This is a genomic window from Thermithiobacillus tepidarius DSM 3134 (genome assembly GCF_000423825.1).
In the GTDB taxonomy this organism is placed as follows: Bacteria; Pseudomonadota; Gammaproteobacteria; order Acidithiobacillales; family Thermithiobacillaceae; genus Thermithiobacillus; species Thermithiobacillus tepidarius.
On sequence record NZ_KE384096.1, the window covers coordinates 95,220 to 108,513 of the forward strand.

The 13,294-nt window shown below is 66.3% G+C and carries 7 protein-coding genes; 6 read left to right on the top strand and 1 reads right to left on the bottom strand.

Annotated features, from left to right (window positions below; translation table 11 throughout):
- Positions 1–24: 24 nt before the first annotated feature.
- The 6 genes from G579_RS19120 (at position 25) to G579_RS0113705 (ending at position 12,148) form a co-directional block, all read left to right on the top strand.
- Positions 25–9,117 (top strand): two-partner secretion domain-containing protein, encoded by a 9,093-nt coding sequence (locus G579_RS19120; RefSeq protein WP_028990612.1) that lies wholly within the window; start codon positions 25–27, stop codon positions 9,115–9,117.
- 11 nt (positions 9,118–9,128) lie between these two features.
- On the top strand, positions 9,129–9,956 hold the full coding sequence (locus G579_RS0113680; protein ID WP_211218754.1) for a PoNe immunity protein domain-containing protein: 828 nt from the start codon (positions 9,129–9,131) through the stop codon (positions 9,954–9,956).
- Between the two features lie 552 nt (positions 9,957–10,508).
- Positions 10,509–10,733: a hypothetical protein gene (locus G579_RS0113690; RefSeq protein WP_028990614.1), complete on the top strand. Its 225-nt coding sequence runs from the start codon at positions 10,509–10,511 to the stop codon at positions 10,731–10,733.
- Positions 10,734–10,858: 125 nt separating this feature from the next.
- Positions 10,859–11,326, top strand: coding sequence for a hypothetical protein (locus tag G579_RS0113695; RefSeq protein ID WP_155989893.1), 468 nt, complete (start codon positions 10,859–10,861; stop codon positions 11,324–11,326).
- A gap of 4 nt (positions 11,327–11,330) precedes the next feature.
- Positions 11,331–11,609, top strand: a complete 279-nt coding sequence (locus G579_RS0113700) for a hypothetical protein (RefSeq protein ID WP_155989894.1) — start codon at positions 11,331–11,333, stop codon at positions 11,607–11,609.
- Positions 11,603–12,148 (top strand): hypothetical protein, encoded by a 546-nt coding sequence (locus tag G579_RS0113705; RefSeq protein WP_028990617.1) that lies wholly within the window; start codon positions 11,603–11,605, stop codon positions 12,146–12,148. The genes G579_RS0113700 and G579_RS0113705 overlap by 7 nt, the downstream gene beginning before the upstream one ends.
- 103 nt (positions 12,149–12,251) lie before the next feature.
- Here the strand turns inward: G579_RS0113705 and ypfJ are convergent, their stop codons facing one another.
- Complete coding sequence (gene ypfJ / locus G579_RS0113710) at positions 12,252–13,091, bottom strand: KPN_02809 family neutral zinc metallopeptidase (RefSeq protein WP_028990618.1); 840 nt, start codon at positions 13,089–13,091, stop codon at positions 12,252–12,254.
- Positions 13,092–13,294: the final 203 nt, after the last annotated feature.

Genomic DNA, 13,294 nt, shown 5'->3' on the forward strand with positions numbered 1-13,294 from the left:
GAAAAACATGGCAGGGAGATCTGCATGAACAAGCGCCTGTACCGCGTCATCTTCAACGAGGCTCTCGGCATGCCGATGGTCGTGGCCGAAACGGCGGCCAGCCGGGGCAAGGGAGCAGGCAGGGCGGCGGGGAGTGCGGACGTCCGGCCACGGATGCCGCGTCATGCGGCACGTCTCATGGTGCGTTCGCTGGTCCTCGGGCTTTGGGCGGCACTCGGCTTGGCCATGTGGCCGGCCGCCGGACATGGGCAAATCGTAGCGGATCCGAACGCCCCGGCCAACCAGCGCCCGACCATACTGAACGCCGCCAATGGCGTGCCGCAGATCGATATCCAGACTCCGAGCGCGGCGGGGGTTTCGCGCAACACCTACAGCCAGTTCGACGTGCAACAGCAGGGGGCGATCCTCAACAATTCGCGCACCGACGCGCAAACCCAACTGGGCGGCTGGATACGCGGCAATCCCTGGTTGGCCGCGGGCACGGCGCGGGTGATTCTCAATGAGGTCAACTCCAGCAACCCCAGCCTGCTGCACGGCTACGTCGAAGTGGCGGGCAGCCGCGCGCAGGTGGTCATCGCCAACCCCGCCGGCGTGACCTGCGATGGCTGCGGCTTCATCAACGCCAATCGCGCCACGCTGACGACGGGCACGCCGGTCTTGAATGGCGGCAATCTCGAAGGCTATCGGGTTCAGGGCGGCGCGATCACGGTGACTGGCGCAGGTTTGGATGCCAGCCGGACGGACTACGCCGGCCTGATCGCCCGGGCCGTGCAGGTCAACGCGGGCATCTGGGCCAAGCAACTCAAAGCGGTCGCCGGGGCCGGACAGGTGGAGGTGGACGGCAGCGGCGAGCTGAGCGGGGCCACGCCCGGGGCCGGCGCAGGCACGGTTCCCGCCTTCGCCATCGATGTCGCCCAGTTGGGCGGCATGTACGCCGGCAAGATCACCCTCGTGGGCACCGAGGCGGGAGTCGGGGTGCGCAACGCCGGGTACATCGGCGCCAGTGCCGGCGACGTGACCGTCACTGTCGATGGCCGCCTGGAAAACGCCGGCCGTATCACCAGTACGGGCAACACGCAGGTCGACGGCCAGGCCGGCATCGACAACAGCGGCGCCATACACGCCCAAGGCAATGTCAGCCTTGACACGCGCGGCGACATCGCCAACAGCGGCTCCATCGCCGCGCAAGGCGACGCGACGCTGACGGCCAATGGCGCGAACAGCCGGATCGCCGGCACGCGCGAGTCGGTCTTTGCCGCCGGCGTGCAAGCCGACGGCCGCATCGGCACCGGCGGCGCACTCGCGCTCGACGCCACCCAGCTCATCGCCGCCCACGGGCAAAACCTGAGCGGGGACAGCGGCCGCCTGGCGGCCCGGGCGCTCGAGCTGTCCGGCAGCCAAAGCAGCGCGCAACGCTGGCATCTGCAGGCGAGCGCTGGCGACGTCGACGCCAGCGGCGCCGCGATAGTCGCCGAAGACACGCTGACGGTCAGCGCCGGCCAGACCCTGCGCACCGACGGCGCCAGGCTCTCCGCGGGGCAGATCAGCGCCATTGCCCATGATCTTTCCAATATCCAAGGCAAGATCGTCCAGGCCGGGGCGGGCGACCTGACGCTCAGCCTGCCGGGCAGCCTCGACAACACCCAGGGGCGGATCGCCGGCAACAGCCGGAATTTGGACATCGCGGCGGCCACCCTGGTCAATACCGACGGCATGATCGAGCATGCCGGCGACGGCCGCCTCGGGTTGAGCGCCACCATGCTGGATGGCGCGCGCGGGCAGATCGGCAGCAACGGCCTGCTCGATATCCGGACGGCTTCCGCCATGCTGGACGGCGCGATCACGAAGGCCCGGCAGCTGGCCATCGACAGCGATGCCCTCTCCAACCGGGGCGGCGCGCTGGTGCAGACTGGCAGCGGTACGGCCACCGTCACCGCCCGCGCAAGCTTCGACAACACCGGCGGCACGCTGAGCAGCAACGGCAGCACGGTGCTCACCCTCGGCGATCTGGTCAACCGTGGCGGGACGATCCAGGCCGCCGGACCTGACGCTGCCGATCTCGCCATCGACGCCGCGGGGCGCATCGACAACGGCGCGCAGCATGGTGTCGGAGGCAGGCTGGCCGCGAGCGGCAATACCCGGATCACGGCCGACAGCCTGAGCAACGCCCAGGGACAGATCACCGGCGGGCAAAATCTGGCCCTTCGTGCCGCCCAGGATCTCGCCAACGTGCAGGGCCTCCTGGCCGCCCAGCAGGATCTCAGCCTCGGCGCCGGCCGCATCGACAATCGCCACGGCACCATCGGTGCCGTGCAGGGCCAGACGAGCGTCAGCGCCGGCTCGGGCGCCCTCGACAATACCGCCGGGCGCATCGAAGCCGAGCGCAGCGTTGCCGTGGATGCCGCCGGCCTGATCAACGCCGACGGCACCATCGCCGGCAGCAGCCTGGCCTTGAACAGCCAGGGACAAGGCTTGGACAACGCCCACGGCCGGATCGGCGCGACGGGTGCGAGCGACGACGGCACGCTCCAGATCCGCAGCGGCATGCTGAACAACGATGCCGGCCTGATCCAGGCCCGGGGCGCACTCGGCATCGACACGCAGGGCCAGACCCTCATCAACACCAACTCGGGCAGCGGCGGGGTTCTGGGGCAGGGCACCGTGACCCTGGCCACGGGCAGGCTGGACAACGGCGCCGGCTACATCGGCAGCGCCGGTGCGCTCACGGCCCATGGCACCGCCATCGACAACACCCGCGGCGGCGTGCTCGGCAGTGCCGCCCGCCTGGACGTGCACGGCACCGCACTGGACAACCGGGGCGGGCAGATCCAGTCGCTTGGCAACATCGATATCGCGCTGGGCGGGGGCACGCTGGACAATACCGCAAGCCTCGTGCGTTCGGACGAAACCATGAGCATCGCGGCGGGCAGCATCATCAATGCCGATACCCGGGGGGCTGACCAGGGCCTGGAAGGACGCTCGCTTATCCTGAGCGCCCGACAGATGGACAATCGCAATGGCGCCATGCGCGCCGACGATGCCCTGACGCTGACCAGCGACGGCAGCATCGACAACGCCCAGGGACTGATTTCCTCGGCCAAGGCCGCCACCCTGCAGGACGGCAGCCCCGCCGGTCGGACGTTGACCATCATGAACACCGGCGGCACCCTGATCGCGGGGCAGCATCTGGCGGTGGACGGCGCCGGCTTGAGCGGCGACGGCGTGGTGCTGAGCCAGGGCGATCTCAGCGTCAGGCTGACCCGCGACTACATCCATGCCGGCCAGTTGCAGGCCAACGGCAACGTCAGCCTGGAAACCGCGGGCACGCTCACCAACCAGTCCAGCCTGCTGGCGGGGGCCGCGCTGCATCTCAAGGCCGCCACCATCGACAACCAGGCCAACGGCACCATGCAGGCGGCCCAGGTCTGGCTCGAGGCCACCGATAGCCACACCCTGGTCAACCGTGGATTGATCGACGGCCGGGACACCGTCATCCAGACCCAGACGCTGAACAACCTGGGCAGCGGCCGCATCTACGGCGATCAGCTCGCCATCGGCAGCAAGATCCTGACCAATGCCGCCGAAAACGGCGCGGCGCCCGTCATCGCCGCCCGCAACCGACTCGACATCGGCGCGCAGACGCTCGATAACCGCGAGCACGCCCTCATCTTCAGCGCGGGCGACTTGGTCGTCGGCGGCAGCCTCGACGCCTGCCACTGCGCCACCGGCCGAGCCGACACGCTCAACAACAACAGCGCCACCATCGAAGCGCTCGGCAGCCTGGACGTGGCCGCCAGGCAGATCAACAACACCAACGAGCACTTCAGCACCTGGGTCGATACGCTGCCCGTGCAGAACATCGTCGAGTATCAGGGCGCGGGTTCGCCCAACCGCTATACGCCGGGCACGCCCGGGGTGTACATCCACAATGATGAATCGGATCAGCTCATGACGCCGGAAGGCAATTATGAGACTTGGCTGAGCTACAACTACAACCGGACGATCACCGAAACCAGGGTGCAAAGCTCCGACCCGGCGCAAATGCTGTCCGGCGGCGCCATGCGCATCAGCGCCGATCACCTGCTCAACGACAAGAGCCGCATCATCGCCGGCGGCGCGCTGACCGGCAATATCGGCAGCCTCGACAACACCGAGGTCGCAGGCGAGAGTACCATTACTGATTCCGGCAGCGTCGTTTCATTCTGGAGAGACCATAAAAGGGGTCGTGACGGGACGGGCACAAGCACGGCCGCCTACTATCCCCCAGCCACCGTCGTAGCCATCTCCCTGACGCCCACGGTCTACCAGCAAAACACCGCGCCCGCCGGTACGGGTACGCGGATCGTTGCCCTGTCAGCCAGCAGCGTCAACCAGGCGCCCGCGAGCGCTCGCGCCGCCGACGTTGCCATCGGCAGCGGCCCGGCCATCAGTCCCATCACCCAGGTGGCGGCCCTGCACGGCAATGACGCCGGCGGGCCTGCCATGGTGGTGCGCAGCGGCGGGCTCGATATCCGCGTGCCCGACAACAGCCTGTTCCGCCTGAACCCCACCCCCGACGCCGACTATCTGGTGGAAACCGATCCGCGCTTCGCCAGCTACCGTGCCTGGCTCAGCTCCGACTACATGCTGAGCGCCCTGGCGGTCGACCCGGCCCGCACGCAGAAGCGCTTGGGCGACGGCTTCTACGAGCAAAAACTGATCCGCGAACAGGTGGCCCAGCTCACCGGCCGCCGCTTCCTCGACGGCTATGCCAGCGACGAAGCACAATACCGCGCGCTCATGGAGGCCGGCGTGACCTACGCCCGCACCCATGACCTGCGACCGGGCATCGCGCTCAGCGCCGAGCAGATGGCAGCGCTGACCAGCGACATCGTCTGGCTCGTGGAAAAGGACGTCACTCTGCCCGACGGCCGCACCACCAAGGCCCTGGTGCCGCAGCTCTACGCGCGGGTTCAGGACGGCGACCTGCAGGCCTCTGGCGCCCTGATCGCCGGCAATGACGTCCAGCTCCAGCTCACCGGCGATCTCGGCAGCAGCGGCACCATCGCCGGGCGTCAGGTGCTGGCGCTGAACGCCGAAAACATCAAGAATCTCGGCGGGCGCCTGCTGGGCAACGACGTGGCCGTGCAGGCGCGCACCGACCTCGACAACCTGGGCGGCACCATCGCCGCCGGCCGCAGCCTCACTGCCGCGGCGGGGCGCGACCTCAACGTCGCCTCCACCACCCGCACCCAAACGAACGGACAGGGCAGCCGCACCCACATCGATCGCGTGGCCGGCCTGTACGTGACCGGCAGCGGCGGCACCCTGCTCGCCAGTGCCGGACGCGATGTCAACCTGCTGGGCGCCGCCCTGCGCAACGACGGGCCGCCCGTCGACGGCCAGGCGGCGGGCGGCACGGCCATCGTGGCGGGCAACGACCTCAACCTGGGCACGGTCCAGGAAGCCGGCAGCAATCACATCGTCTGGGACGGCAACAACCATCGCAGCGACGCCAGCCGCACGGACGTCGGCACCATCATCCAGGCCCGGGGCGACATCCGCCTGCAGGCGGGCAACGACCTGAGCGCCAAGGCCGCCAACGTCACCAGCGAGCAGGGCGCGCTGCTGGCGAGCGCCGGCCGCGATGCCAAGCTCCTGGCCGGCGAAGCCAGAACCCAGGTCGACGAGGCCCACCGGCACAAGAGCCGCGGTTTCCTCTCCACTAAAACCATCAGCACGCGCGACACCCTGGACCAGACCAGCGCGCTGGGCACCACCCTGTCGGGCAACACCACCACCGTGCTGGCCAATCAGGACATCAAGGTCCAAGGCAGCAACGTGGTGAGTACCCAAGGCACCCTGCTGGCCGCGCAGCACGACGTCAGCATCGAAGCCGCCACCCAAAGCACCATCGAGGGGCACTTCCGGGACGAGAAGCAGTCGGGCTTGCTCGGCGGCAGCGGCGGCGTCGGCTTCAGCATCGGCGTTCGGCAGCAAAGCACGGACAACCGGGCCACCCGCAGTGAGGCCGCCGCTGCCACCATCGGTAGTACCCAGGGCAACGTCGCCATCCAGGCCGGGCAGGGCTACCGCCAAGTGGGCAGCCATGTCATCGCCCCGCAGGGCGACATCGGCATCGCCGCCCAGCGGGTGGACATCGTCGAGGCGCGCCAAGCCGGCCGCAGCGACACCGAAACCCGCTTCCGGCAAAGCGGCCTGACCGTGGCCGTCACCAGCCCGGTGATCAGCGCCATCCAGACCGCCCAGCAGATGAAGCAGGCGGCTGGCCAGACTGCAGATGCCCGCCTGCAGGTATTAGCGGGCGCCACCACCGCGCTCTCCGCCAAGAATGCCTACGACGACGTGCGCGCCAACCCCAGGCAGTTGGGAGGGGTAAACCTGAACGTCAGCATCGGCACCAGCCAAAGCCGGAGCGACACGGTGCAGACCAGCGACAGTGCCGTGGGCTCGACGGTGGCCGCCGGCGGCAGCATCGACATCCGTGCCAGCGGCGCCGGCCAGGCCAGCGACGTGGCGATTCAAGGGGCCAGCCTCCAGGCGGGCAGTGACATTCGCCTCGCCGCCGACGACCAGATCGATCTGTTGGCGGCCAGAAACACCGCCGAACAGCGCAGCGTCAACCAGAATTACAGCGCCAGCGTGGGCGCGAGCATCGGCACCAGTGGCATTTACGCCACCGCCAGCGCCAGCGGCGGACGCGGCCGGGCCGATGGCAATGACGTGACCTGGAGCAACACCCACGTCGCCGCGGGCAAGCAGCTCAGCATCCGCACGGGCGGCGACGCCACCCTCCGCGGCGCCGTCGCCAGCGGCCAGCAGGTGACAGCCGACATCGGCGGCGATCTGCGCATCGAGAGCCTGCAGGACACCAGCACCTACGACAGCAAGCAGCAAAGTCTCGGAGGCAGTGCGTCGTTCGGCTACGGCAAGCTGAGCGGCAGCGTCAACGCCAGCCAAAGCAAGATCCGCAGCAACTTCGCCAGCGTCATTGAGCAAAGCGGCATCCGGGCCGGCGATGAGGGCTTCGAGGTAGCAGTCCTTGGCAAAACGGATTTGATCGGCGGCGCGATTACCAGTACCGACGCAGCGGTGCGGGAAGGCCGCAATCGCTTCCAGGCAGGTGGTGCCCTCCTGCTCCAGGATGTGCGCAATGAGGCCAGCTACAACGCCCAGAATACGGGGATCAATGTCGGCACCGGTTTCAACCCACAGGGCAAGTTAGCGCCGAGCGGCACCAGCATTGGTTTCGGTCATGACAGCGGCCAAGCCGGCAGCATCACGCAGGCGGCGGTCAGCGGCCTTGCAGGTCAGGTGGGCGCGCGCACCGGCGATGGTGAGACGGGCTTGGCACGCCTCTTCGATGCTGACAAGGTGCAAAAAGACATTAACGCACAGATGCAGATCACCCAGGCCTTCGGACGTGAGGCCCCGAAAGCAGTGGCGGAGTTCGCGCAGAGCCGTGCCAAGGCATTGCAGGCGCAAGCCAAGCAGGCCGAGGCAGCCGGAGACGCTGGCCGAGCCGAGGCGCTGCGCACCGACGCCCAACGTTGGGAAGAGGGTGGTACATATCGGGTGGCCCTGCATGCGGCAGCGGGTGGCTTGGCGGGCGGCATGGCAGGTGCGTTCGGGGCCGGCGCGGCAGCGAGCGCCGCTCCGCTCTTGGGCCAGTGGCAACAGCAAGTGCAATCCGCTCTGACGCACGCCGGTGCGAACGAAACGGTCGCTCAACTGGCTGGCCAGTTGGTTGCACAGGCAACCGCGACCGGATTGGGTGCCGCTGTCGGGGGCGGCAGCATCGCCGGTGGGGCGATGGGCTTCAATGTGGATGCGAACAACCGGCAGTTGCACCCGAGTGAGGCAAAATGGCTCCGGGAGCAAGCCAAGATCTTTGCCAGAAAAGAAGGTATTTCCGAGAAGCGGGCCTTGGAGCGACTGACGCAGCAAGCTCTCAAGAAGGTAGACTACTTCTGGCGCGCGCAGCTTGCTGACGGTGACGATCCAGCCGCCCAAGTCTTCTTGGCCAGCGCCCAGCAGACCTTTACCAACGACTTGGGCGAACAGCAACGGTTCTTCACTGCCGCCGGCCAGCAACTGTTCCGTCCTGAGATGTTCGCTGACACCGCCGATTCGGTCTTCTACCGGCAATTTGCCCAAAGCGGGATCAGCCGCAGCTTGCGTGCCGGCCTGATAAAGGAACTGCAGGACTCCGGCTCGGCGCTCAGGGACGGGGCGTTCGACCTGCTCCGGGCGGCCAAGGACCAGCCCGGCGCCGTGCTGGCCGGGTTGTGGCAAGGGGGCCAAGGCTTGCTGGGTGCCGTGGCCGGCAACATCCGGGAAAGCGGCCATGCCCTCGGCGAAGGCGGCGCGGTGGCCCTGGATCCCGAGCTCCGCGCCCAACTCAACGCGCTGTATGGGCGCGACGTGTCCGGCTATCAGCAGGTGTTGCTGGGCGCGCGTGCCCTGAGTGCCCTCGGCGGCGCGTCCGGCGCTGCCAGAGCCGGTGCCGGCGTGGGCGCGGCGGTGGTCAAGGCGGCGGGTCGGCAAGTCGATGAAGTGGCCGACAAGGTGGCCAAGGACGCACTGCTCAAGAGCAGAGGCGTGATCGACAGGAGTGGCCAGCCGGTACTGGATTTGAAGCAGCTCACGACCGAACAAAAAGGCATCATGGGCGAACTGTTCGGTCCGAATACGGTCCGGCGGATCGTGCCCGAGGGGCAAAAGCTGGCCCGTATGTCGGCTATCGGCGAAACTGGCATCGACGATCTTTATAGAGTCAATCGCAAGGATGTGGATTACGTGATCATCGAGTACAAATTCGTTGGCGTGGACAGTAAAACCGGTGCTTCGGCGCTGAGCAGAACAGCGGATGGGAAGCAGGGTAGTGAGAGTTGGATCTTGGGATCGGGGCGGCTGGAGAAGGCGGTTGGATCAGAAAAAGAAGCCAATAAAATTTACGATGCGATAATAGCAAACCGCACAGAAACTTGGGTGGTTGCAACCCGCCCCGACGGTTCAACGGAGATACAGGTGCTTGATGCCTTGGGTAAACCCAAGGCAATCGATACGTCCAGAATTCTGTCGTCCGGGAGGAAGCTATTGGGAGCCAGACCATGATCCGGGCGTCCATGGGTGATCAGACGTATTGGAACGAATGGAAAAAGTTTAGAGAAGAAAGAATAGCTATAGAATGGGAGCAAATACAAAAACCTGCCAATCCTATTTATGGTCCACAATATGTGTGGAACTCGACTCAGCATCATCTTAGATTTATCCTCACCCTTTACTCCCGTGGCGATCCCATTGACGAGCTGGGCCAGTATTTTCCCGGTCTGCTGGATGCCTGGGCGCTATCCAACCGCCTGGCGGACGAGCTCTGTGCGGCGCACGGCCTGCAGACCTGCCGCGACTGGACCTTCGCGCTCACCAACTTCAACCACTACAACTGGTGCTTCTGGCTGGTGGGCCTGGCGCTGGCGCTGGAAGTCCCGGATGCGCAGTGGCAGCGCCTGCTCGCCCTGATCGGCGGGGCAGGGGAAGACATTCTGCTCGACCGCGTGATCGCCAGCCGCCAGCCGGATCGGCCGCTCGGCACCCGGCTCCTGCACCCGAAACCCTACGCCCGCCTGCGCCAAGCCATCGACGCGCCGCCGGCGCAGCAAGCCGGCTTGCTGCGCGACTTCGTGGCGCATTGGTATCCCGAGCTGGCCCGCCCGGGCCGCGAGGAACTGTGGTGGTACACCTTCGGGAACGACAACTTGGCAGGCGGCAGCTACTTCGGCCGCTGGTGTCTCGAGGCGGTGGCGGCGGTCAAGGCGTTTGGGCTGGACGATTCCCTATGCCTGGGGCATGAACACTACCCCGGCGATCTGCTGCGTCCGGCAGGGCCGAGCACGCATGCGCCGCGGCCGACGCCCCGGCGGGGGCGGTGGGCCAGGCTGTTTGGCAGGGCCTAGTCAGGATGCCTGGGGCATGAACACTACCCCGGCGATCTGCTGCGTCCGGCAGGGCCGAGCACGCATGCGCCGCGGCCGACGCCCCGGCGGGGGCGGTGGGCCAGGCTGTTTGGCAGGGCCTAGTCAGGTGCGGCATGGTTGCCGTTCAACGGCAACGCAGCCGTACGACACCTGCATTGCGGATGAGGCAAAGCAGGAATATCTGCTGGCTGCCGTGCACGACGGTGACAGTCTCGATCGTCTCGTCGCGCAACCAATAGACGATCCGGTAGCCCTAATGGCTCACCTCGTGGAGATGCAGATACGCGGCTTTCGGCACCGCCAGACCGCCGTGCGGAAACTGCGGCAAGTGGCGGATGGCGTGCAGCATTCGTTCTACAAAGGCGTGTGCGTAAGCGGGGGAGTCTTGCGCAATGTAGCCGCGGATACGCTGGTCATCCAGCAGCGTCCATAGTGACCAAAACACCCTCATGATGAATTCGGTTTGTGTGGGGCAGATAATTCAGCCACATCTAAAATCGGCTTGACAATTCAGCAGGAAGTGCAGAGAAGATGGCAAATGAGCTGAAGACAGACACTAAAATGCTCCTGACCGGTCTGGTGCTGGCCGGGCTGAGTGCGGGCTGTGCCACTAATGCGCCGGGCGTGTACCGGGGCGGGGTGCTCATGCAGCCCGGGCCGCTGGGCATCCAGGAGCACTATTCGTTCCGCTTCGTGGACAAGTGGCGCATCAGTCATAACTGGCTGAGTGGCCCGGTCGAGCTACGTGGCTGCTAAGGTTATCCTTCCAACTCTTTCCGCCGCATAGGCGGCTATGGTGAGCTGGGTTATGAAATAATCCTCTATTTGTCGAGAGAAATAACACGCTATATGTGGTCGGCGAGCGTCTGGGGAAGTGGTCATTGTCGGACCGTCGCGAAAATATTTACGGTACTGACCGCGATGGTAATTTTAAGAATTACAGTGCCTTCTGCGGTCACGTTTTCATGGATTCGCTGGATGGCATCGGCTTGTACATCGTCCGGCCGGATCCCGCCAAGGGCACCGATGCCTGGATCGAGGGCGCGCAGCCGGTCACCATCAATGGCTTGCACTGGCTGCACAAGCAAATTCCCATCCAGGGCTGGTCGAAAGACCGCAAGCGGCTGATCGCGCCGATAGAATATTGGGTCCTGCCGATTCCCGACACCCAGTACTGGCTCGCGCTCACTTTCTCGACCAGTTCAGGTAGTTCTTTCGGCATGGGGGCCGATGCCCACCCGGAGAAGCATCGGCGCTTGCTCGAGCTGTTCCATGATCTGGTCCGGTCGGTCCGGCTCGAGCCGATTACACCGATCCCGCTCGATCACCTGAACGTGGAGGGGTCGTAGCACCATGGCACAAGCAACAATCCACAGTGTCTCCTGGCTTGGCACCTGCATGGTGCTGGCCCTGGCTGCGGCCGCGCCGGCGGCCTGCGCGACGGTGCAGCCCGGCCTGTATGACGTCACGGCCTACGATGCCCACGGGAAAGCCGTGCGCAGCATACAGGCCGTGGTCACCGACAGCCGGTCTTTATCCGTGCCCATGAACGCCTTGTGTATCACTTATCCTCGGTCCCGGGTCGTGGCGCAGCCTCGGCAGGGCGGGCGAACACGGGAGCGCCAATGCTGAGCGCCGGCAGAGGGCAGCGGTCCTTGGTGATCTTGTTGCTGTGCGTTGCCGTGCTGGCCGGCTGCGCCAGTGCCACGCAGGCGTCGCTGGCGTTCGATCCCCGACACACGGCCCGCATCCGCGTGTTTCATGGCCCCTTGGTCGATCTGTATCTGGGCTACGTCTGTGACGGCGGCCGCCATCCGGTCATCCATGCCGCCAGCGGCGGGTTTTCTTTCCTGCGCCCCAACAAGACCATCGGCATGCCGCCGACCCGCGACATGGCCGCTTCCTACAGTGAATACGTGATCCCGGCCGGCGACCTTGTCACCGTCAAGATGTTCTGGCAGGTCCAAAAGCCCAATGGGGACTGGGATCATTGCGGCCCGATCCACATGCTGTTCACGCCCGAGGCTGGACAGGATTACGACACCTTCTTGGAAATGCGGCACGGCGTATGCCAGGGGGTGGCGCTGCGCAAACTCGTGGTGAATGCCGACGGCACGATTGCCACCCGGCCGGCGGTGCTGAACAGCCTGCCTTTCCGGAGCTGCCGTTGAAGGGATCCTCGGGAGTAGTTGCATGTGAGGATGAGGCGATCAGGTCGGCTCAGGAGTGGCCTTGGCCGGCTGTCCTGCTCGCGGCGCGGAGGGTGCGCGGGCCTTAAAGCGTTCTGGCCCCGAAGGTGTCACAATTCCCCAGCTCCCCGCTTTCCAAGCCGCGCCGGAACCAGCGGACCCGCTGCGCCGAGCTGCCGTGGGTGAAGCTTTCGGGGACGACGTAGCCTTGGCTGCGCTGCTGCAGGCGGTCGTCGCCGATGGCGCTGGCGGCGTTGAGGGCTTCTTCCACGTCGCCGGGCTCCAGGATCTGCCACATGCGCTGCGCCTGGTGGGCCCAGACGCCGGCGAAGCAGTCGGCCTGCAGTTCCTGGCGCACGGAGAGGGCATTGGCGCCGGCTTCGCCCTGTTGCCGGCTGCGCGCCTGCACCTGTTCGGAGATGCCCAGCAGGGTCTGCACGTGGTGGCCGACCTCGTGGGCGATGACGTAGGCCTGGGCGAAATCGCCGGGGGCCTGGAAGCGGTTTTTGAGTTCCTGATAGAAGCTCAGGTCGATGTAGACCTTGTGGTCCAGCGGGCAGTAGAAGGGACCGACGGCGGCTTGGGCGAAGCCGCAGGCGGACTGCACCGCGCCGGAGAAGAGCACCAGGGTGGGTTCCTGGTAGTCGCGGCCGAGTTCCTGGCGGAAGATATTGCTCCAGGCGTCCTCGGTGTCGGCCAGGACCACGGAGACGAACTGGGTCATTTCGTCGTTTTGCGGGGCCTGCGCGGGAGCCTGGGCGGTCTGCTGGCCAGTCCCGGTCTGCAGGACGACGCCGGGATCGACGCCGAACAAAAGCGCCAGCACGGCGAGCACCACGGCGCCGATGCCGCCGCCCGCCACCATGGGGGTCATGCCCCGCCGATCCTCGATGTTGGAACTGCCTCTGCGACCGCGCCAGCGCATGTCCGTGCCTCCGCTTTTTGAGCTGCGATAGCCTGCCGTGAAGCTTTATTGCAGCACAGGCGCAAGCGGCGCGCGCCGGCCGAATTGCCTAAGGGGCTGGCGGGGCGGGTGCGTTGTTGATCGCGAGCCAGCCCGCTGCTACGGGTGGGGGCAGCTTGGGGGGCGGGGCGATTTGCGGGATGCCGGGGGCGTCATCCGGCGTT